This window comes from Limosilactobacillus mucosae DSM 13345 (assembly GCF_001436025.1).
Classification (GTDB): Bacteria; Bacillota; Bacilli; order Lactobacillales; family Lactobacillaceae; genus Limosilactobacillus; species Limosilactobacillus mucosae.
In genome coordinates this window covers 1-23222 of sequence record NZ_AZEQ01000007.1, presented here as the reverse complement: position 1 = coordinate 23222, position 23222 = coordinate 1, and the positions used below count along the sequence as shown (strand labels likewise).

Below are 23222 nucleotides of genomic sequence, written 5' to 3'. Positions count from 1 at the left end.
AACATGGCAAAAAAACGTGGCTTTAGTCTCGCGGCGCTGTTTGGCGATAATGATGCCAAACAAGACCACGAGCAAAGCGTAGAAGAAATTGAACTAACGGCGATCCGGCCTAACCCATATCAGCCGCGGCGTACTTTTGACGAAGCGGCCCTGCAGGAATTAGCAGCTTCGATCAAGGAATCAGGCGTCTTTCAGCCGATCATTCTGCGGCAGCCGGATCCAGATCTGAATCGTTATGAGATCATTGCTGGCGAACGACGCTTCCGGGCTTCCAAGCTGGCTGGCAAAACAACGATTCCCGCGATCGTGCGGACGATGAGCGACTCGCAGATGATGGAGGTTGCCGTCTTAGAAAACCTGCAGCGCGAGGATCTGACGCCGCTGGAAGAAGCACAGGCCTATCAATCACTGATGGACCGCCTGCAGCTGACTCAGGCCCAGGTCGCTGAAAAATTGGGCAAAAGTCGGCCTTACATTGCCAACTATCTGCGGCTGCTGGGACTGCCACAGCCGGTCAAGGACATGCTGGAGGATCACCGCTTGTCAATGGGACAGGCTCGCACGCTGTTGGGGCTAAAGGATGAACGAGCGCTTGTTAAGCTGGCTCAGCGCGCGGTTAAGGAAAATCTGACCGTGCGGCAGCTTGAACAGCTGGTGGCCGAACAAAATCAAGCCGTCAAGTCTGCCAAGCCCGCAAAGAAAAAGGCGACTGCCAAAAAGCCGGCCTACGTTCGTGAAGCCGAAGAACAGCTGCAGAGCCGGTTTGGCACCAAGGTCGTGATGACGGCGGGCAAACGGGGCGGCAAAGTCGAGATTCCGTATACCTCGGATGATGACCTGACGCGGATTTTGGATCTTTTGGGAGTCAAGTTCGATTAGAGAGGAGAGTTTGCGATGAAAACCTATGAACTAAACGACATTGTGCAGATGAAAAAGCAGCACCCATGCGGCACCAACCGCTGGCAGATCATCCGAACGGGGATCGACGTCAAGCTGCAGTGCACGGGCTGCGGTCATATCGTGATGATGTCGCGGCAAAACTTTGAAAAGCATCTCAAAAAGGTGCTAGAACATGCCGAAAACGAAGCAGACTAATTAAAAAGGAGCAATTATTTCATGTCTTTAACTGCAGGTATCGTGGGACTGCCAAACGTCGGCAAGTCCACGCTGTTTAACGCTATTACCAAGGCTGGTGCCGAAATGGCCAACTACCCATTTGCCACGATTGAACCCAACGTGGGGATGGTGGAAGTACCGGACAAGCGCCTGGAACGAATTCAAGAACTGATTCCCGCCAAAAAGATCGTGCCAACCACGTTTGAGTTCACCGACATTGCCGGGATCGTCAAGGGGGCCTCAAAAGGTGAAGGTCTGGGAAACCAATTCCTGGAAAACATTCGCCAGACTGACGCCATCGTGCATGTCGTACGGGCATTTGACGACACGGACATCACCAGTGTTTCTGGCAAGGTTGACCCCATCGAAGACATTGACACGATCAACCTGGAATTGGTAATGGCCGATCTGGATGCCGTTAACAAGCGCCTGGCCAAGGTTCAACGGGCAGCTAAGGGTCGCGACAAGGAAGCCCTGGCTGAACTGGAAGTCTTAAACAAGATCAAGCCGGTTTTGGAAAATGGTCAAAGCGTGCGTTCCATCGAATTCAACGACCAAGAACAAAAAATCGTCAAGGGTCTATTCCTGCTGACGAGCAAGCCGGTCCTGTACGTTGCCAACATCGCTGAAGAAGACATGGCCGATCCAGATGCCAACAAATACATGGATGCCATCAAAGAACACGTTAAGGACGATGGCGAGGTCATTGGCGTAGCGGCAGCGGCTGAAGAACAGATTGCCGAAATGGATGAAGAAGAAAAGGCTGACTTCCTGGAAATGGAAGGCGTTGAAGAACCTGGCCTAAACCGGCTGATTCGGGCAGCCTACAAACTGCTGGGACTGGAAACCTTCTTCACGGCGGGCGGACCAGAAACGCGGGCCTGGACCTTTAAGAAAGGCACGAAGGCACCACAGGCAGCCGGCATCATCCACTCTGACTTTGAACGCGGCTTTATTCGAGCTGAGGTCATGAGCTTCGCGGATCTTGACGAATTGGGCAGTGCCCAGGCCGTTAAGGAAGCCGGTAAGCTGCGGCTGGAAGGTAAGGAATACGTAATGCAGGACGGCGACATCGTTGAGTTCCGCTTCAACGTCTAATCAATTAAATAGAGAGGAAGAACATCTTGGCTGAATCAAAAGAACAACAACCACGCAATGCCGCTGCCGGCCAGCGACAAAAAGAATACGCCAAAGACCAGCGTCAAGAAACGGCGCGGGCTTTTGGCAAGCAGGGACTGACGCGTAAAAACGAAGAATTCATGTTCCAATTAAACAAGCAGCTGGACGCACAGGGCGCTGACCCAGCCAAAAAGCCAGCCATGCTTGAAGAAACGCTCAAAGCGCTGCAGGAAGGCCAAAAGACTGGTCAAACGGCGCGCGGCCTGTTTGGTACGCCAACGCAGCGGGCCCACGCCCTGCTGCACCCTGAGCCAACTGAACAATCCCAGACGCAGAGCTCATTAAAGCTGATGGCACTGGATAACGGGATCATGTTCTTTGCCATCTTTACCTTTATGTTTGGACTGATGGACTGGATCTCCCCACAATCAATGAAAGTTGCGCACAACGGCAATATGGGGATCACCTCAATCATCATCGTAGCTATTACTGGTGGGATTCTGTTTGGCTGGATCGCCAAGTACATGCTGCCAGTTAAAAACGAAGAAACCGGCAAATACGTCAAGCGGCCATTATGGGCACGGATCGTTACGGTGGTCAGTGGTCTGGTAATGTGGATTTTGATCTACATTCTGACGGCCATGATGCCAAATAGCGTCAACCCACGTCTGAATCAATGGTTCTACCTGATTTTAGGGGTGGCAGCTTTTGCCCTCGACATCTGGCTGCGGGGACGCTACCACATTACCAGCGCCTTTTCGCCACGCCGTCAGCAGCGGCAATAAAAATCAGCATCGCGGTTCCACGTGAAACGCGGTGCTTTTTATAAATTGTCAGAATCTATCACCGACAGATTTGGTATTTAGTCCTAAAATGGTGGTTAAAAGGAGTTAAAACCGAACAATCTGGAAAATATTATTAGAATTATGTTAGAATCACGATTATTCGTTGACCAATCGCCAAAAACCTAGTAAGGTAGTAGCTAATATTTAAAGAAGGAAGTGCAGATTGATGTCGAATTGGGATACTAAGTTTGCCAAGAAAGGCTTAACGTTTGATGATGTGCTGCTGATTCCAGCGGAAAGTCATGTCTTGCCAAATGAAGTCGATTTGAGTACGCAGCTGGCAAAGAATATTAAACTGAACGTGCCATTTATCAGTGCTGGGATGGATACCGTTACTGAAAGCTCAATGGCAATTGCGATGGCCTTGCAAGGCGGGATGGGGGTCGTTCACAAGAACATGTCCATCGATGCTCAAGCCGGCGAAGTAGCCACGGTTAAAGGCGTTGAACTGCCTGCCAACTCAAACTTCAACCGCGCTGCCGTTGATGAAAACGGTCATCTGCTGGTTGCGGCGGCCGTTGGGGTTACGTCCGACACGTTCCAACGCGCTGAAGCTCTGCTGAAGGCTGGTGTTGACGCGATCGTAATCGACACGGCTCATGGTCACTCGGCTGGGGTGCTGCGCAAGATTGCCGAAATTCGCGAACATTTCCCAGAAGTTACGCTGATTGCTGGTAACGTAGCCACTGGTGAAGGTACCAAGGCGCTGTTTGACGCTGGGGTTGACGTGGTTAAAGTCGGCATCGGCCCTGGCTCAATTTGTACGACGCGGGTGGTTGCCGGTGTTGGTGTCCCACAGATTACGGCAATTTACGATGCTGCTTCCGTGGCTCACGAATACGGCAAGGCCATCATTGCTGACGGTGGGATCAAGTACTCTGGCGACATCGTTAAGGCCCTTGCTGCTGGTGGGAACGCCGTAATGCTGGGCAGCATGTTTGCCGGTACGACGGAAGCCCCTGGCGAAGTCTTTGAAGAAAACGGCAAGAAGTACAAAGGCTACCGTGGGATGGGTTCCGTGGCGGCCATGGCTCAATCGCATGGTTCTTCTGACCGTTACTTTCAAGGTGGGGTCAACGAAGCCAACAAGCTGGTTCCAGAAGGTATCGAAGCTCGGGTTGAATACAAGGGCGACGTTGCTGACGTGATCTTCCAAATGGTCGGTGGTCTGCGCTCCGGAATGGGCTACGTTGGCGCCAAGGACATTCCAACCTTGATCGACAACGCTCAATTCGTTCAGATCACGAACGCTGGTCTGCGTGAATCACACCCACACGACGTTCAAATTACCAAGGCTGCTCCTAACTACAAATAATGGCTAAGCCTTAATTCAAAAGTGCTGCTTGATTTTAAGCAGCGCTTTTTTGCGTTCTGAAACGTCATTTGATGATTGTTTGATTGGCTGGTTGGCTAAATGTGTTAAGATAACAGTTAGCCAAACTTCGAAAAAGGATGAGTATTATAATGAAGAAACTGTTCATTTTGTTGATGATTTTAGCAGCCGTTTGTTTTGTCGGCGTCTGGATCTATCAGACACAGCGGCTCAAAAAGAATGCCCAGGCAGAAATCGGCAAAGGACAGGTAGTCATGAACTGGGGCTTGATCATTTTATTTGTGATCGGTCTGGTGGGAGCATTTGCTACGCCGAGAGATAAAACCAGTGCGCCGGCTGAACATCATCCTGCCAATGAACATGCCACTAAGGTCAGCAAGGCCCAGTCAAGCTCAGAGTCAGCCGCGGCCGCTTCTTCCAGCAGCTCGCAGTCAGCCAGCTCATCATCAGCGACTTCTTCATCTGCAAGTTCTTCATCCAGCAGTCAGCTGCAGGTCGATTTTCCGACTGACGTTTCCTTAAACAAGACCGGGGATGCGACCGTCAGCTTTAAGGCACCAGCCAACACGCAGTTTGAGATCAAAGACAGCAATAACAATGTCGTGACAACTTTGAACGGCAACGCGCAGGGGGCTGATCAAACCTATAACTTTAAAAAGCCGGGCAAATACCACGTTACCGCTCATAATGGCGACCAGACCATTGATAAAGATTTGACCGTGCGCGGTATTGGGCAATAAATAATAAAAAAATTTATTAACAAATTTTGTTTCATTAAATTATTTATAAAATATAAATATACAGCGTTAACAAACGTAACATTGCGTAACCGTGTATATAAATCAATAAATTAATCTTTTAACAATCGAGGCGTTAAACCTTAGTGCGACAAGACGTGCGGGGCTTGACGCCTTGATTTTTTTGGCGTATGCATGGATAATTTTAAGGTATGTAGATGTAAAATTTTTTTAAAAAATGGGACTATGTAAATATGAATGAAGAATCGAAGCAAAATCAACCGGTGCACCATTCGCACCATCACCACCACCACCATCATCATCGTCGGAAACGACTAGGTTTGAAGATTTTGTGGTCATTTATTGGACTTTTGGTGATTCTCGCCTTGATTTTCGCGGGGGTTGCCTGGCGAAACGTCCATGTTGCTACCAATAATATGTACAGCGAATCAGGCGCCAAGACATATCGGAATGCTGACAAGGTCCTCAAGCAGGGCAAGCCGATCAACATTCTGCTTCTAGGGACTGATACGGGGGCGTTGGGCCGCAGCTATAAAGGCCGAACGGATACGATCATGATGATGACGCTTAATCCGCAAAAAAAGACGACCACGATTGTCAGCCTGCCGCGGGACATGAAAGTTAATCTGCCCGACTACGCTGAATATTCACCGGCCAAGATCAACGCGGCCTATACATATGGTGGGGTTAAAGAAACCATCAATACCATTCAAAAATACTTTAACGTGCCAATTGACTACTATGTAATGGTCAACATGGGCGGGCTGGAAAAAGCCATCAACCAAGTAGGCGGCGTCAGCGTGACTTCGCCTTTGACGTTTGACTATGAAGGCTATAGCTTTAAAAAGGGTAAGACGTATCACATGGATGGTGCCCAAGCCCTGGCCTTCAGTCGAATGCGCTACGATGACCCACAGGGTGACTATGGCCGACAAGAACGGCAGCGCCTGGTCATTACCGCTTTAATGAAGGAAGCTGCTTCATATAAGTCAGTGCTTAACCAAAAATTCTTGAATTCGATTGCTGATCAGTCTAAGACCAATCTGACGTTCAGCGACATGACGACTTTAGCCATGAAGTATCGCAAGGCTAATGGCAAAGTGATTTCTGATCACGCGCAGGGCCATGGCGACAATGAAGGCGGCGAGTCGTTTGAAGTCGTGCCAACCAGCGAGATGCAGCGCGTGTCCGATGAGATTCGCGATGCCTTGCAGCTTAAACACGTCAGCGTGACTGATTAAAGGAGGAAAACATTGGAAAACAGCAGCAACAATACGATCGATTTGCGTCGCCTGTTTAATCTGTGCCGTAAACATCTGAAGTTTTTGATTACTTGTACGATTGCTCTGGCATTGGCGGGCTTCATCGTTTCTAAATTCATTATGACGCCGAAATACACGGCAACCACGCAATTATTGGTTAACCAAAAAAATGAGAACAATGCCAATGGTCAGGCCTACAACAACCAGCAGGCCGATATTCAGGTTATTAATACATACAAGGACATTATTACCAGTCCGGTAATTCTAAAAGAAACCAAAAAAGAGCTGGCCAACCCAGTTAAGGTCATTCGCAAGGCCCAACCAGCCAAGTACAAGACGCTGGCTGATGGGACCAAGCGGCTGATCAGCGCGGCTAAGCCAGCTAAGGTTGAACACACCGGTCAAGGCTACAGCATGACGACCAGCCAGCTGTCAGACGCGATCACGATCAAGACGCAGACCAATTCGCAAGTCTTCTCCGTCAGCGTAGAAACCGATAATCCAAAGAAATCCGCGGCGGCCGCCAACACGATCGCCAGCGTCTTCAAAAAACGGGTCAAGAAGATCATGAATGTCAACAACGTGACGATCGTGGCCCGCGCGACAACGCCCACCAAGCCATCATCGCCTAACGTTAAGCTGTTTACGCTGGCGGGGGCCGTTTTGGGGCTGTTGATCAGCTTTATGATCATACTGATGCGTGATTTGATGGATACCAGTGTGCGGGACAACGACTTCATGGTCGATGAACTGGGCTTGACGAATCTTGGTCAGATTACTCACATCAACCTGGATGACGGTTTCTCAATCAAGCGGCGTTCGCAAAACACGCAGACGCGCCGAGTTTAAAGGAGGGTTATGATGGGAATCTTTAAACGCAAATCGCGAGTTGACAACAATACGATGAAAAACGGCGCCAAGCTGATCACGGTGGCTAAGCCCAAGAGCGTCGCCGCGGAACAGTTTCGGACCGTGCGTACCAACATTCACTTCATGGCCGTGGATCGACGCTTAAAGACGATTGCTTTTACCTCCGCCAACATCAGTGAAGGGAAAAGTACCGTCGCGGCCAACCTGGCGATCGTCTGGGCGCAAGAAGGCAAGAGCGTGCTGCTGATTGACGCCGACATGCGCCGCCCAACGCTTAATTCAACTTTTGATTTGACCGGACAGTCAGGCTTGTCAACGGTTTTGAGCAGTGATCAATCAGAAGTCAACTTAAACGATGTGATTCAGGAAAGCGGTATTGAAGGATTAGACCTGCTGCCAAGCGGGGCGGTACCGCCTAACCCAGCCGAGCTGCTGAGCTCACAGCGCATGAAGGTACTTTTGGAAGCCGTGCAGGCCCAATACGATCTGGTCGTATTAGACGTGCCACCAATGCTGGAAGTTACCGATACGCAAACGATTGCGGGCAGCGTGGATGGCGTAGTGCTGGTCGTCCGGCAAGGTGTGACGCAAAAAGCTGGCGTGCGGCGGGCCGTTGAACTGTTGAAGATGAGTCACGCGCATCTGTTAGGCTATGTCATGAATGACGTCGTACCAGAAGACGACGCGGGCTACGGTTATGGCTACGGCTATGGATATGGCTACGGCTACGAAAAAGAATCGGAAAACTAGGCTCGTCGCATACATCAGGAAGGGTGAATCAGGATGGTTTTGATCGATCTGCATTGTCACTTGTTGCCAGGCGTGGATGATGGTTCACCTGACCTCGCGACTTCTTTAAAACTGGCCCAGGACGCGGTTAATGATGGCGTAACGCACGCTTTATTGACGCCGCATCATATGAATGGGCACTATGTCAATCATAAAGCCGACGTACTGCAGCTGACGGCGGACTTTCAGCAGGCTCTGAATGAAAACGAGATTCCATTAACGGTTTTTCCAGGTCAGGAAGTTCGCATCAATGGCGAGCTGTTGGAAGCCTTGCGTAAGGACGATATTTTGTTCGCGGATGAAGGCGGGCGCTACATGCTGCTGGAGTTTCCCAGCCAAGAAGTGCCACAGTACGCGAAGGAAATGGTCTTTAAGCTGCGGCAGCAAGGCATCGTGCCGATTATCGTCCACCCCGAACGGAATGCCGAGCTATTGGAACATCCGGAAAGACTGCAGCCGTTTTTGGAGCAGGGATGCCTGACCCAATTGACGTCCAGTAGCTATCTGGGCCGGTTCGGCAAAAAGATTGAAAAGGTGACGACCAGCATGATCAAGGCCGGGCAGGGAGCAATCTTTGCCTCTGACGCGCATGCCTTGAGTCATCGCGAATACGAGCTTAGTGAAGCGTTGCAGAAATTGCGTAGTGAATTTGGCGCCGAGCTGGCTGATACATATGAACAAAACGCGCGCGACATTATTAATGGGGAACAGGTTAATTTAGATTGGCAGCCACTGCCTAAAAAGAAGCGTTTTTGGTTCTTTTAGTTAAGAAAATTAGGCGGGGGGGGGGTAACCTCGCCCTCTTTTCGACTAAAGAGGATGATTAAGGGAGGAGGAATCGTGTAATGATGGCAACAAAAACTAAAGCATACGTCAATCAACAGCGCGTAAAAAAGCGGCTGTTTTATCCAGCCTGTAAACGCGGCTTTGACTTACTGGCTAGCTTGCTTGCCTTAGTGCTGCTTTCGCCATTGTTTTTGGTGATTGCATTGCGGATCAAGCTTGAAGATGGTGGTCCAGTAATTTATTCACAGACGCGACTCGGGAAAAACGAAAAGCCGTTTAAAATGTACAAGTTTCGGTCAATGGTACAGAATGCCGATCAGATTAAACAACAGCTGCTCGACCAGAATGAGGTTGAAGGCGCGATGTTTAAGATGAAGGAAGATCCCCGGGTTACCAAAACCGGCAAGTGGATTCGTAAATACAGCTTAGACGAACTGCCACAATTAGTTAACGTCCTCTTAGGGGATATGAGTCTGGTTGGCCCACGACCACCGCTGCCAAGCGAGGTCGCTGAATATACTGATTATGATAAGCAGCGACTGTTGGTTACGCCGGGTTGCACGGGACTTTGGCAGGCAACGGTTCGCAATAAGGCCAGTTTTGATGAAATGGTCAGTTTAGATATTGAATACATAAATAAAGCCAGTTTTTGGTATGACGGCTGGATTATCTTTATGACCGTCAAGATTATGATCTTTCCGAATAGTGCATATTAGGAGTTAGGAGAATACATAATGAAGGGCATTATTTTAGCCGGGGGCAGTGGGACGCGGCTCTACCCAATTACCCGTGGTATTTCTAAGCAATTGATTCCGGTTTATGATAAGCCGATGATTTATTACCCGCTGTCGACTTTAATGCTGGCGGGAATTCGTGAGGTTTTGGTGATTTCAACGCCAGAATATTTGCCGTTATTTGAAGAACTGTTGGGGGACGGTTCGGAAATCGGGATGAGTTTTTCCTACCAAGTACAGGAACATCCAAATGGCTTGGCCGAAGCATTTATTTTAGGTGAAGACTTTATTGGCAATGATTCGGTTGCATTGGTTTTAGGCGACAACATCTACTACGGCTCGGGACTTTCCAAGCTGGTTCAAAATGCCGCACAAAAAGAAAGTGGGGCAACAGTGTTTGGCTACCATGTCAATGATCCAGAACGTTTTGGCGTGGTTGAGTTTGATCAAAACATGCATGCCCTCTCACTCGAAGAAAAGCCAAAACAGCCTAAGAGTAATTATGCAGTGACTGGGCTTTACTTCTATGATAATGATGTCGTTGAAATTGCTAAGCACATTCAGCCTTCAGCCCGAGGCGAATTAGAAATCACTGATGTCAACAGAGAATACTTAAAACGTGGGCAACTGGACGTGCAGTTGATGGGGCGTGGCTATGCCTGGCTCGATACCGGCACGCATGACTCAATGCTGGAAGCAGCCAACTTTATCGCCACGATTGAGAAACGGCAAAATCTGAAGGTTGCGGCAATTGAAGAAATTGCCTACCGGATGGGATACATCAATAAAGAACAACTGATTCAACTGGCACAGCCATTAAAGAAAAACGACTATGGTCAGTACTTATTGCGTTTGGCAGAGGAGAAATAGACTATGGGTAAATTAAACGTTCAAACGACAAAACTACAAGACGTTAAGATTATCACGCCGGCTGTCTTTGGTGATCACCGCGGCTTCTTTGAGGAAACCTACTCTGATCGTGACTTTAAAGCTGCCGGCATTGATTTTGACTTTGTCCAGGACAACCAGTCGCTGTCCACCCAAGCCGGTGTGTTGCGCGGCTTGCATTTCCAGCGTGGTCAGGCCGCGCAAACGAAACTGATTCGCGTGGTTACCGGCGCGGTTTTGGATGTTATTGTTGATCTGCGGAAGGGTTCACCAACGTACAAGCAGTGGGAAGGCTACATTCTTTCCGCCAGCAACCATCGTCAGCTGTTGGTACCACGCGGTTTTGCTCATGGATTCTTGACGCTGACTGACAATGTCAACTTTGTCTACAAATGCGACAACTACTATGATGCTGAAGCTGATGGCGGGATCTCGTTTAAGACGCCTGAACTCAACATTGACTGGCCAATTGAATTTGACAAGGCGATTACTTCCGAAAAAGATGCCAAGCAGCCAACCCTGACGGAATTTGAAAAGGACAATCCGTTTGTCTACGGTGAAATCTAGGAGACGCGAACATGACGGAATTTAAGAATATTATCGTAACGGGTGGCTGCGGCTTTATTGGCTCCAACTTCGTTCACTACGTAGTCAACAACCATCCGGAAGTAGAACATATCACGGTATTGGACAAGCTGACTTATGCTGGCAATAAGGCCAATCTGGCGGGACTGCCAACCGATCGGGTGGAACTGGTAGTTGGCGACATCTGTGACAGAGAACTGGTCGATCAATTGGTTTCAAAGGCTGATGCTGTAGTTCACTACGCGGCTGAAAGCCATAATGACAATTCACTGCAGAATCCCGATCCATTTATTCAAACCAATATTGTCGGCACCTACACGCTGATTCAAGCCTGCCACAAGTATGATGTCCGTTTCCACCATATCTCGACTGATGAGGTTTATGGTGATCTGCCATTGCGGGAAGACTTGCCTGGCCATGGTGAGGGTCCTGGTGAAAAATTCACGCCTGATTCACCATATCGTCCATCCAGCCCCTACTCCTCATCCAAGGCCAGCTCTGATTTGCTGGTACGGGCATGGGTTCGTTCCTTTGGATTAAAGGCAACGATTTCCAATTGTTCAAACAACTATGGTCCTTACCAGCACATCGAAAAGTTTATTCCGCGGCAGATTACCAATATCTTGAGTGGTATTCGGCCAAAGCTTTATGGCTCAGGTAAGAACGTGCGTGACTGGATTCATACCAATGATCATTCACGAGCGGTTTGGACGATTTTGACCAAGGGCAAGATTGGCGAGACTTACTTGATTGGTGCCAATGGCGAAAAGAACAATAAAGAGGTTCTGGAATTGATTCTGGAACTGATGGGGCAGCCTAAAGACGCCTATGATCACGTTAAGGACCGTCCCGGCCATGACCTGCGCTATGCGATTGACGCTACTAAGCTACGGACCGAGCTGGGATGGGAACCTAAGTACACGGACTTCCGTGAAGGCTTGAAGGACACGATCAAGTGGTATACCGAACACCGTGATTGGTGGGAAGCGGAAAAAGCCGCTGTGGAAGCCAAGTACGCTAAAAATGGTCAATAAAAACAGATAACAATCGATGAATTGAATTTCTCTTATGAAGGTCTCGTTACTGGGGTAGGAGAAATTTTTAATATGAAAAAGGGAATGGATAACGAAGGATGCAAGATGTATTTATTATTGGGGCCAAAGGAATTGGTAACTATGGCGGATATGAGACCTTTTTAAAAAAGCTGATTGAAACTGATCGCAACAATAAGCGGATTAAGTATCACATTGCTTGCAAATTTAATGGCCAAGGAGCAATGGACGAAACTAAGCTGCCAAATGCCAAGACAATTGATGATCATCATTTTACCTATTACAATGCCGATTGTTTTAAAGTTGATGTTTCAGAAAAGCTTAAATCAGCTCAAGCAATTTATTATGATATTGCCGCGTTTAAGGAATGTATCCGGCAAATCAAGCTTCAACAAATCAAGCATCCAATTGTTTATGTTTTGGCTTGTCGAATTGGGCCATTTGTCAATAAATACGTCAAGCAACTGCATCAGCTTGGGGGACAAGTTTTTGTCAATCCCGATGGTCATGAATGGATGCGGGCTAAATGGTCCAAGCCAGTACGGAAATACTGGAAAGTTTCCGAGGCTGGAATGGTTAAGCATGCCGATCTGCTAATTTGTGACTCAGTTAATATTGAAAAATACATCCAGACTACCTATGCCAAGTATCATCCTAAGACTACGTTTATCGCTTATGGAGCTGACGTGACGGCAACCAGCTTAAAAACAGACGATGCTAAGGTACGTACTTGGTATCAGCAACATAATGTTCAAGAAAACAACTATTTCTTGGTAGTTGGTCGTTTCGTACCCGAAAACAATTATGCAACCATGATCAAGGAGTTTATGAAGAGTAAGGTTGACAAGGATTTAGTATTGATTACCAATGTTGAACATAATCAATTTTATGATGACCTTAAGGCAGAGACTCATTTTGATCAGGATTCACGAATTAAGTTCGTCGGTACGGTTTATGATGGCGAGTTGCTAAAATATATTCGAGAAAATGCATTTGGCTACTTACATGGACATTCAGTTGGCGGCACCAATCCGTCATTGCTAGAAGCTTTGGGCAGCACAAAACTGAATTTGCTGTATGACGTTGGTTTTAACCGTGAAGTTGCTCAAGATTCAGCGTTATATTGGACTAAGGAATCAGGATCATTGAGTGAGTTATTGAATAAGACTCAGCAAATGACGCCTGAACAGATTGAAAGTCTTGGTAAAAAGGCTAAACAACGGATAAAAGATGCCTATAGTTGGCAATTGAGTACTGAAGAATATAATCGAGTATTTTATTAGCAATGAGTATTGCTGTTATTTTTTACAAACTGTAAAAGATATGTAAAAGCTTTAGAAGAACAATTACTATTCATAAATGTTAATTGGTAACGAAAACTAAAGGACTAAAGATGAGTTTAAAAGAGATATTTAAAAAACAAGGCGGTATGAAGCTAATAAGGCAATATTATAAAAGTGGAGCTTTAGGGACAGCAATCTGTGAGTTTGTACTGCTTGGAAAAAGTCGAACAGCTTTAGAGATTTTACGTCTAACAACTGAATTAAAAACTAAGCAGCATTTACTAAAAAAATATCAAGCAGCTTTAAATTCCTTTCAGTATGATGAAAACTGTGAACACAAATCTTCAAATAAGGTTTGGGTTTGTTGGTTACAAGGTATGGAAAATGCTCCGGAAATAGTCAGGGCTTGTTATAACTCGTTAAAGAAAAATTTACCAAATAAAGAAATTATAATTGTAACAAGTTCTAACTTAAATAAGTATGTAACGCTTCCTAGTTACATTGAGAAAAAATGGAAACAAGGTATTATTAGTAATACTCATTTGACAGATTTATTGCGTTTAGAGTTGCTGACCAAATTTGGCGGAACTTGGATTGACGCTACAGTATTATGTACAGAGCGGGAATCTAAAATTCCAGATTATTTTTTTAATTCTGAATTATTTTTTTATCAGTGTTTAAAGCCTGGTCGTGATGGACATTCTACATATATATCAAGTTGGTATATAAATGCAAAATCACATAACAAAATTTTAGAAGCTACAAAGTATTTATGTTATGAATATTGGAAACGTAATGATGAATTGATAGATTATTTCTTATTGCATGATTTTATGTCAATAGTTTTAGATGTGTATAAAGATGATTGGCATAAAATAATTCCAAGAGATAATGCAACACCACATGAACTATTATTAAGGATGTTTGACAAATACGATGAAGAAATGTGGCAAGCAATAGTTAAGCAAACACCATTTCATAAATTAAGTTATAAATTTAAAGAGTCAAATTCAAAACTTGATAATACTTTTTATAAAAAAATTAATTCCTTTTATAAAGAAAGCGTAGTAGAAGATTATGCAAAAAAATAATACGGTGTCTGTAGTAATGTCGACATACAATGGTGAAAAATACATATTAGACCAATTAAAATCCTTGAAAAATCAAAGTAATTGTGTTGATGAAGTTTTAATTATTGATGATTGTTCCAAGGATGCTACGGTTGAAATGGCTAGAAGATATATCTCTTCTTATAATTTAAACAGCAAATGGAAGATTATTCAAAATAAAATTAATCAAGGATGGAAACATAATTTTATGTTTGGCGCACAACAGGCAAAAGGAGACTTGGTTTTCTTTAGTGATCAAGATGATATATGGTTTCAAAATAAGATTGAGATTTATGATCAAATTTTCTCAGAAAATGATAATATCAATGTTTTAGCAAGTCATGAAACTGAATGGATGGGTGAAAGTAGTTCGGTTATGTTAAGTATTACTAGTAATTCTTATGATTTAATTCCATTCAATAATAAGAATTATTTAATTCAGTGTTCAGGTTGCACTATGGCTGTGAGAAAAAAATATTTAATGCATGTTTTGCCTTTTTACAAAGACGGTTGGGCACATGATGACTTTCTATGGAAAATGAGTACCCTAGATGATAGCTTCGCATTATTAAATTCGAGTACAATTTTGCATCGAATTCATGAGAATAATGAATCTAGAAAAAAAAGAGATAAAGGTAGTACATTAAAAGGTATAAATTTAGAAAAAAATATTACTAATTCATTACTCAGCAGATTAAATGAAGATACCACTATAGATAAGATTAACTTAAAAAAGAGAATAGTTTATCATAAACAGCGGGGAAATTTAAAGAGGGAAAAATTTTTTGAATCTAAGAATTTACTTTATGTTTTTCAAATTTTAATTAATTATATGGACATTTATAGAAGGAAACGGCAACTAATTGGTGACATTTTACTACTTAACAAATAAAGGTAATTAATAATGAATAAAATTTGTTTAATTGTTCCGTATTTTGGAGACATTCCACAATACTCAAATTTATTTTTTAAATCATTATCTAATAATAAAAATATTGATGTTTTATTATTTACAGATACAGATTTTGAATTATCATTAAAAAATTTACGAATAGTTCATATTACGTTTCAAGAATTGGTGCATAAGATACAAAGCCTTTTTGACTTTAAAATTGTGTTAAACGCTCCATATAAGCTTTGCGATTATAGACCTGCATATGGGTTAATTTTCAAAGACTATTTAAAGGACTACGATTTCTGGGGATATTGTGATTTAGATATAGTTATGGGAGACTTTGACAAATTTTTAACACCAGAAATACTGGAAAAATATGACAAAATATATCAACACGGTCATTTGTCATTATATAAAAATACAGATGATATTAATCGAGAGTTTATGAGTTCGTATGGTATGGACTATAAAAAAGTTTTTACAACTTCTGTTAATTGTGTCTTTGATGAGTTATTTGGCATTCAACAAAAATTTGACCATGATAACTACAAAACGTATAAGAGCTGGGATTTTTTTGACGTGGATCCTTGGAAATATCATCTTACTAGAGTTACCTCTAATGTTCCGCAAAATATATTAAAAAAAGATTTTGATTTTAAGCACGAATGCTTTTATTGGAAAAATGGGCATTTATGTAGGATTGCTGCAGATAATATGAATCTATCAAATAGTGAATACATATATTTTCATTTTCAAAAACGAAAGTATATAGTACCCAATAACATTCAAAGTTGTAATGATTTTCTGTATCTAACTAACGATGAGTGTTTAGAAGAACCGAAAATAGTTAATAATGTTTGTGACATAGATAAGTATAATAAATTTTCATCGTTTCAACAGATTAATTTTTATCTAAAAAAGGAAATTTTTATTTGGAGACGCAGGTTTAATAAGTATATTTTAAAAAAAGGTTAGATAATGATATTTGGTGTAATTTCTTTAATCATAATTTTATATAGTTTTTTTAATTATAAAAATGCCTTTTTTGCATTTTTGCTTTATAAAATTATTTTAGTTCAGAATATATCATTTATTTCAATTCCAGGTGTTCCGTTATTAACAGCAGATACTGTTTTATCTATGTGGTTCTGTATTTATTACTTCTTAGGTGGTAAGAAATATAAGAGGACCTCTGTAGAAATGCCATATAAAGTACCTCTATTAATTTTTTGTGTAGTTTGGTTTTTGTCTTCGGTATTTTCTGTCGATGGTTTTGGTTCCGAAATAACTAGGTATATTCAAAATGTTCTAGACAATGTAATAATGATTTTTTTAATTTGGAATTTAGTAGAAACTAAAGAGGACTTTAAAGTATTATTTAAAGGTATTACATTGATAATGTTTATCACGTGTATTTATGGTTTTGTAGAGTTTTTATTGCAATCTAATCCATTGCAACAGTATGAAGCAACTTTAGTTCAGGATCCTGAAAAGGTAATTGACTACTCATATGAAACAGAAAATCGAGGTTACAGAATTTCTTCGGTTTTTTCTCATAGTATTGGAGCTGGGCTAACTTGGGCGCTTTATTTTATTACTATTGTTATTCTCAAGGTAAAACGCAATAAAAAATTACCATGGCAATTTTTTTCTACTGTTACAGCAATATTATGTTTTCTTTGTGTTTTTCTAACAAAAATGAGATCTCCTTTAGTATTTATGGGGTTGAGCTTACTAAGTGTTGTTGATTTTCGTAAGAAGAGATTTTATTACTTTTTAATAAGTGCATTACTTATTGGAATATGTCTAGTACCTCTAGTACAAAATAATACTTTAGTTGTTTTAAAATCTTTATTTAATCAGTCTGCTGCCGCTCAAATACAAGGAAGCAGTCTACAACAACGAATTGGACAATTTCAAAGTGGATTTCAGCTCCTAAAATATAATCCTCTGGTTGGATTAGGAGATAAATTTCAAAGTACAGTTACGGATATTACTCAAGTTGCGTTAACACAACAATTATTGGGAATGGAAAGTGTATGGTTAAGCACTATGGTTGAATATGGAATTTTAGGAATCTGTGCGGAATTTATCTGGATTGGATATTTTCTTATTAAAATTCCTAGGCTCTATAGATCTTTAGATGTTTTTTTTGTAGCGTTATCATATGTAATTACCATTAGTATTACATCAACGCCAGGTTTTCAAATATATTTACTGTATTTATCTATTTTTTATTTGTTAAAAAGCACAGATTTTTACAGAAATGGGAGTTTGAAATAGTTTATATTAAGATATATACCTATAGAAATGATAAAATTTAGCATGATAAAATGAGTTATTTTATGCTATTGTACTTAATTTGTAATATGAAATTATAGCCACTTGGAATGGTGAATTGATATACATTTAGTTTGATTTTATCAAATAGACATAGATGCAAAGATTAGTAACTTAATTAATTATAAAATTTTTGAAATTAGCTGTAAAAAGTATCCAGTTTTATAAAAATATTAATGAGGAAAGATGATGCTTAGTAAATTTAAATGGGCAATTATATCGCTGATTGACTATTTTAAGTTTTTATTATTTATTAGTAAAATAAATAATAATGAAAAATTATTAATTATTGTTGGTCATGATGGTTCTTCAATTGGAGGAGCTTCAGTTGTATTGAATAAATTATTGCTTAGTTTGGATACACGAAATTATAAAGTGGTAATGCTTTATAAAACTGGGGGTAGTTTATTAAAGAAAGACAGAATAAATGGATACTATCCTTTTGTATATCAATATTTTTCACAATTATATATAAATTCTTTAAGAAGAAAAAAAGTACAGGCTTTTTTAGTTAATACTATTATCTGTTCTAATGTAATCAAACAAATTCAAAATAAATTTGCTTGCCCAATAGTTTGGTGGTTGCATGAAGGTGAAGATTTATTCAAAAAAATGGCTAATAAAATGCCCAAAGACTTATCGAAAAATTTAACAGTATTATGTGTTAGTTCGAATACGGAAAAGGCTTTTAAAAAGTTTTATCCCAACGAAAAATCATGTATTTTCCATTATGGAATTAAAGATGAGTTCTATAATGTTAAACACTTAGAGAAAGATAAAAATAAGTTTGTTATTGGTGTCGTGGGTATGTTATGCGATCGAAAAAACCAATTGCAAATAATATCTTTGTTAAAAAAAATACCTGTAAAACTGATTAAGAATGTAAAAATTAATGTAATTGCTGGAACTTGGGACAATGCTTATAAACATACTTTTTTGAAAAGAGCTCAGAAATTTAAACAAATAAATTGGATTGATGGTCTGGATCATAAAGCTTTGTTAGAAGAATATACAAGGATGGATTTATTACTTTGTTGTTCAAAAAACGACCCATTACCTGTAGTTGTAACAGAGGCAATGATGATGGAATGCCCTTGTTTGGTGTCATCTGGATGTGGTCAATATGAATATATTGAAAATGGAGTAAATGGTTATAAATATGATGTTAATAATACTGATGAAATGGTAGCTCAGATAGTAGATGCATTTAATAATAAAGATATAGAAAAAATTAAATTAAATGAACGTAAAATATATTTAAAAGAGTTTTCTATGCAACAATTAGTTGACAGAATGTCTTATTATTTACTACTTCGATGAATTAAAGTTAGCAATGAAATAAGAGCAATTATTAGAAACGTGGTATTTTTTTGAAAACGAAATCATTAAGTGTTAACGCCTTTTTAAATAGTCTTCAAACAATTTTAAATCTTATTTTTCCACTAATTACGTTTCCGTACGTTTCGAGAGTACTCTCGGTTGAAGGAATTGGAAAATATAACTTTTCAAATTCAATAGTGAGTTATTTTATTCTAATAGCTGGACTGGGAATTAGTAGATTTGCAGTACGAGAAGGTGCTAAATTACGTGATGATAGAAAAAAATTTAGTGAGTTTGCAAGTAGAATTTTTACTATCAATTTGTGTTCTACAGCATTCTCTTATTTGTTATTATTTATAACTTTATTATTTGTTTCAAGTTTACGGAGTTATAAAGAAGCGATACTTATTTTTAGTATGCAAATCTTTTTAACGACTATAGGTATGGATTGGCTTTACACCATATATGAAGAATATGGATATATTACTGCACGAAATATTATATTTAAAATTGTATCAATTATTTTGCTTTTTACTTTAGTGAGACATAGTAATGATTATTTAAAATATGTTTCGGTAACGGTATTTGCTTCCACTGGGTCTTATCTTCTAAATTTTTTTCATGCCAAAAAATTTGTCGACTTAAATTTACAATGGAACTTTAATTGGAAGGAATATCTAATTCCAATCTTTTACATCTTTGGAACAATGGTGGCAGTTACTATCTATGTCAGTTCTGATACTACTATACTGGGTTTTTTGAAAGGTGATTATGCAGTTGGTATATATAGTGTTGCAACTAAAATTTATGGAACGATTGCGCCAGTTATAGCATCAACTATGGCTGTAACTATACCACGTTTGGCAATGTTAATAGGTCAAAAGCGATATCGCGAATATCATTCTTTACTAGCAGAAGTCATAAATACTATTATAGTAGTAATTTTTCCAGCTATAACTGGATTGATATTGGTAAGTAAAGATGTAGTTTTATTGATTGCCGGCAGAAGTTTTTTAAGAGCAGCAGCCTCGTTAAGAATACTAAGTGTTGCTTTACTATTTTCAATAGTCAATACAATATTTGTGGAATGCGTTTTAATTCCAGCAAAACGTGAAAATAAAACACTGGTTAGTTCCATTGTTGCAGCGATAGTTAATGTTTTATTGAATTTTATAATGATTCCTATTTTTGTGGAAAAAGGTTCAGCAATGACAACAATAATTGCTGAATTTACGTCTACGTTACTTAACTATTATTTTTGTAAAGATATAATTGGAAATATTTTTTATAACAGACGGTTTTTTAGTAATTTATTAACTGTGGTAATTGGATGTAGTGCCATCATTATAGTATGTTACTTTCTGAGTAATATCGTAACTAATTTAATTTTAAGATTGATGAGTACAGTTGTTCTGTCTTCGTTAATATATATATTAATATTATATCTTTTAAAGAATACTATTGCTAAAAATCTTATTAATAAAGTGAGAAGTAGGATTGGTTAGTTCGATTATTAAAGTATTAAAAGAGTTTGTTAGTTACCTCTACTATTATGATAACTACTTTCTAAAGAATCATCGTGGTACGTTGAGATTTAGATATTATAGATTTATATATATATTAATTTTATAAAAAGTGAGAGAAGTAGGATGATTTCCAAAATGAAAGTACATATTAATAACATTGATGGATTACGAGCCATATCATGCATTGGTATTATTGCAATGCATATTTTGGCTAATTCTAATTACAGTGCTACAGAAGGGTGGATGAAAAACACTTTTATTCCTTCCCTGACACTATTAGTTTACCTATTTATGATGATTAGTGGGTTTGGAATGTCCATGGGTTATTATGAGCGTTTTAAAAACCATACTGTAGATTTTAATGCATTTTATAAAAGAAGATATATAAAAATTTTACCGTTTTTCTCTTTATTAGTTTTTTTGGATATTGTAATTACTAGGTCAAGGGAGCATTTAATTCAAGGATTAGCTGAACTAACAATGGTATTTGGTCTGTTGCCTAATAATCAACTGGATGTAGTTGGTGTAGCTTGGTTTTTAGGTGTAGTTTTTCTATTCTACATGCTATTTCCTTTTTTTGTATTTTTGTGTTGGACAAAAAAACGTGCTTGGGTATCATTCATTATATCTATTATTTTAAACGTTGCCTGTGCTAATTACTTTTATACATCAAAATTTGTAATCTCCGGATTTAGTAATAGACATACATTATTATATTGCTCACCATTCTTAATTTTGGGTGAATTAATATATTTATATCGCTTAGATATTTCGCGATTTCTTTCTAAATTAAAAATAGGAGTAGTTATACCAATTACTATTACGGTTTTCTTTTACATTTCATTATTTTTTAATGCGAAGCAGAATTTTTCAAATGATGCAGTTGATTTAGAAACAATTATTGTTTTTGGAAGTTGGTTAAGTTATGCAGTTGGTACTAAACAAAATAACTATTTTCTTAGCAATAGAGTTATGAAATATTTAAGCAGTATTAGTATGGAAATGTATTTAGCGCAAATGTTCGTGTTTGATGCTTTAAAAAAATTAGGTGTTCTTTATCTACTTGGAAGGGGATACTTATCCTATACTTTGACACTGTGTATGACAATTCTTGGGCTTATTATTCTTATTGAAGTTTATAAATTAATAATCAAACTATTTAAGCAAGGACATTCTAAATTACCATTTTCAGTATAAAAGCTACTTGAGCGTACAATAATAAATTTAATTATAATTAAAATGATACAACCATTTATGAATAGAATTTGAGTTTTAAATTTATTCAAGCTTAAGAAAAATAAGAATTGTTGAGATAGCTATTTAGTACTTTTTAAAGTAAGGTAAGTTTAGTAAAATATGAAAAAATTAAATATTAAAGAAACACAAAAAATCTCTTTAGAATTATTACATACTATTACAGACATATGTGAAATGAGGGGCCTACGGTATTATCTAATGTATGGCACTTTAATAGGTGCTATTAGACATAAAGGATATATTCCTTGGGATGATGATACAGATATAATGATGCCTAGACCAGATTATGATATTTTATTGGAATATTTACATAAAAATATAAATAAATACCCAAACTTAGAAGTGTTTAATCATGATACAAATAAAGATTATCCTTATATGATTACGAGAATTAGTGATAATAGGTATGTTACATATGCACAGAACGAAGTGTCATACGGATTAGGTGTATTTATTGATATATATCCTTTTGATGGTTTAGGAAATAATAAAAAGGAGGCGTTGAAATATGGCTTAAAGGGTGATCGATTGTCCTCAATTTGTTATCAAGCTACTCGTAAGCATTTTACTTTAGGTACTACAACTAAACCAATAAGAAAAATTATGAAGTATCCTTTTTTTATTTTTTCAAAACTTATTGGAAAAGACAAAATTCAAGATAGACTTGAGAGTCTAGCACGAAAAAAACAGTATGACGACAGTAAATACGTTGGATGTGTCGTGTGGCTTTCAGGAGGGGTGAAGGATATTTTTGAAAAAAAATGGTTTGATAATTATATAATGGTACCATTTGAAAACTATAATTTTAGAGTGCCTAAGAATTATGATGCAGTTTTAAGACATGCGTATGGAGACTATATGCTTTTACCTCGGGAAAAAGATAGAATTGGTCATCATGATTATAGTGCTTATAAAAAATAGGTATTATTTTAGCGGAAGTAAAAAGTATTCTTGCAAATAGCAAAATTATGAGACCATATTGAGTTTTTTGCTTGTATAACAATGGGGACTATTCCCTGTCAAGGTAACACTTAAAAAATTAGTCTATATGTAGGCACACCATAAAGGTACTGGGTAAAAAACTGAGGCATCTCGTTGTTTGGCGAGGTGCCCCATTTCTCATATTAGTAATTTTATTTGTTGCAGTTGGATTTCTATGGCCAATAAAATTTAAATCCAGGTTCTAAATGAATGTATTTAACCATCTAAAAAAATCCAATGGTTGAGTTTTATCAAGTATAGAAGGTTAGTTTGGTTGCTAAATATGTGTTACTATGGTGTGCTTATACTTTACAAATAATTATGAAGGATCTATTATATGTTCATAAAATCAGGAGAGTGTCAATAATTTTGTG

General features: G+C 39.6%; 23 protein-coding genes. All 23 read left to right on the top strand.

Features of this window, described 5'->3' with window-relative positions; all coding sequences use genetic code 11:
• The first annotated feature begins 3 nt into the window (after positions 1-3).
• The 23 genes from FC47_RS04270 (at position 4) to FC47_RS04160 (ending at position 22788) form a co-directional block, all read left to right on the top strand.
• A complete protein-coding gene (locus FC47_RS04270; RefSeq protein WP_056968083.1) occupies positions 4-879 on the top strand; it encodes a ParB/RepB/Spo0J family partition protein in 876 nt (291 codons plus the stop codon).
• Between the two features lie 15 nt (positions 880-894).
• Positions 895-1095, top strand: coding sequence for a DUF951 domain-containing protein (locus tag FC47_RS04265; RefSeq protein WP_006499308.1), 201 nt, complete (start codon positions 895-897; stop codon positions 1093-1095).
• 21 nt (positions 1096-1116) lie between these two features.
• Positions 1117-2214: a redox-regulated ATPase YchF gene (gene ychF, locus FC47_RS04260; RefSeq protein ID WP_048345628.1), complete on the top strand. Its 1098-nt coding sequence runs from the start codon at positions 1117-1119 to the stop codon at positions 2212-2214.
• Between the two features lie 26 nt (positions 2215-2240).
• A complete protein-coding gene (locus FC47_RS04255) occupies positions 2241-3020 on the top strand; it encodes a DUF1129 domain-containing protein (RefSeq protein ID WP_006499310.1) in 780 nt (259 codons plus the stop codon).
• A gap of 226 nt (positions 3021-3246) precedes the next feature.
• Positions 3247-4395: an IMP dehydrogenase gene (gene guaB / locus FC47_RS04250; RefSeq protein ID WP_006499311.1), complete on the top strand. Its 1149-nt coding sequence runs from the start codon at positions 3247-3249 to the stop codon at positions 4393-4395.
• A 149-nt stretch (positions 4396-4544) separates the two neighbouring features.
• Positions 4545-5153 carry a hypothetical protein gene (locus tag FC47_RS10785; RefSeq protein ID WP_056968081.1) on the top strand — a complete coding sequence of 203 codons (609 nt, stop codon included), beginning with the start codon at positions 4545-4547 and terminating at the stop codon, positions 5151-5153.
• Positions 5154-5404: 251 nt separating this feature from the next.
• Complete coding sequence (locus FC47_RS04240) at positions 5405-6412, top strand: LCP family protein (RefSeq protein ID WP_056968080.1); 1008 nt, start codon at positions 5405-5407, stop codon at positions 6410-6412.
• Between the two features lie 12 nt (positions 6413-6424).
• Positions 6425-7282, top strand: a complete 858-nt coding sequence (locus FC47_RS04235; RefSeq protein WP_056968079.1) for a YveK family protein — start codon at positions 6425-6427, stop codon at positions 7280-7282.
• A gap of 12 nt (positions 7283-7294) precedes the next feature.
• On the top strand, positions 7295-8053 hold the full coding sequence (locus FC47_RS04230; protein ID WP_056968077.1) for a CpsD/CapB family tyrosine-protein kinase: 759 nt from the start codon (positions 7295-7297) through the stop codon (positions 8051-8053).
• 33 nt (positions 8054-8086) lie between these two features.
• Complete coding sequence (locus FC47_RS04225; RefSeq protein WP_056968075.1) at positions 8087-8857, top strand: tyrosine-protein phosphatase; 771 nt, start codon at positions 8087-8089, stop codon at positions 8855-8857.
• 83 nt (positions 8858-8940) lie between these two features.
• The gene (locus tag FC47_RS04220) at positions 8941-9594 is read left to right on the top strand and encodes a sugar transferase (protein ID WP_081036735.1); all 654 of its coding nucleotides are present in this window, start codon (positions 8941-8943) and stop codon (positions 9592-9594) included.
• An 18-nt stretch (positions 9595-9612) separates the two neighbouring features.
• Positions 9613-10482, top strand: a complete 870-nt coding sequence (rfbA, locus tag FC47_RS04215) for a glucose-1-phosphate thymidylyltransferase RfbA (RefSeq protein WP_056968071.1) — start codon at positions 9613-9615, stop codon at positions 10480-10482.
• A gap of 3 nt (positions 10483-10485) precedes the next feature.
• Positions 10486-11067, top strand: coding sequence for a dTDP-4-dehydrorhamnose 3,5-epimerase (gene rfbC / locus FC47_RS04210; RefSeq protein WP_006499898.1), 582 nt, complete (start codon positions 10486-10488; stop codon positions 11065-11067).
• A gap of 11 nt (positions 11068-11078) precedes the next feature.
• Complete coding sequence (gene rfbB, locus FC47_RS04205; RefSeq protein WP_056968069.1) at positions 11079-12119, top strand: dTDP-glucose 4,6-dehydratase; 1041 nt, start codon at positions 11079-11081, stop codon at positions 12117-12119.
• A gap of 98 nt (positions 12120-12217) precedes the next feature.
• On the top strand, positions 12218-13420 hold the full coding sequence (gene cps2T, locus FC47_RS04200; RefSeq protein WP_056968067.1) for a beta 1-4 rhamnosyltransferase Cps2T: 1203 nt from the start codon (positions 12218-12220) through the stop codon (positions 13418-13420).
• 110 nt (positions 13421-13530) lie between these two features.
• On the top strand, positions 13531-14511 hold the full coding sequence (locus FC47_RS04195) for a capsular polysaccharide synthesis protein (protein ID WP_056968065.1): 981 nt from the start codon (positions 13531-13533) through the stop codon (positions 14509-14511).
• A complete protein-coding gene (locus FC47_RS04190) occupies positions 14498-15421 on the top strand; it encodes a glycosyltransferase (protein WP_056968064.1) in 924 nt (307 codons plus the stop codon). The genes FC47_RS04195 and FC47_RS04190 overlap by 14 nt, the downstream gene beginning before the upstream one ends.
• A 12-nt stretch (positions 15422-15433) precedes the next feature.
• Positions 15434-16399, top strand: a complete 966-nt coding sequence (locus tag FC47_RS04185; protein WP_056968062.1) for a DUF6625 family protein — start codon at positions 15434-15436, stop codon at positions 16397-16399.
• 3 nt (positions 16400-16402) lie between these two features.
• Complete coding sequence (locus FC47_RS04180; protein WP_056968060.1) at positions 16403-17707, top strand: O-antigen ligase family protein; 1305 nt, start codon at positions 16403-16405, stop codon at positions 17705-17707.
• Positions 17708-17953: 246 nt separating this feature from the next.
• A complete protein-coding gene (locus FC47_RS04175) occupies positions 17954-19084 on the top strand; it encodes a glycosyltransferase family 4 protein (RefSeq protein ID WP_056968058.1) in 1131 nt (376 codons plus the stop codon).
• Between the two features lie 50 nt (positions 19085-19134).
• Positions 19135-20589: a flippase gene (locus tag FC47_RS04170; RefSeq protein WP_056968056.1), complete on the top strand. Its 1455-nt coding sequence runs from the start codon at positions 19135-19137 to the stop codon at positions 20587-20589.
• A gap of 156 nt (positions 20590-20745) precedes the next feature.
• Positions 20746-21807 carry an acyltransferase family protein gene (locus FC47_RS04165; RefSeq protein ID WP_162258416.1) on the top strand — a complete coding sequence of 354 codons (1062 nt, stop codon included), beginning with the start codon at positions 20746-20748 and terminating at the stop codon, positions 21805-21807.
• A gap of 159 nt (positions 21808-21966) precedes the next feature.
• Positions 21967-22788, top strand: a complete 822-nt coding sequence (locus FC47_RS04160) for a LicD family protein (protein WP_056968052.1) — start codon at positions 21967-21969, stop codon at positions 22786-22788.
• The last annotated feature ends 434 nt before the right edge of the window (positions 22789-23222 follow it).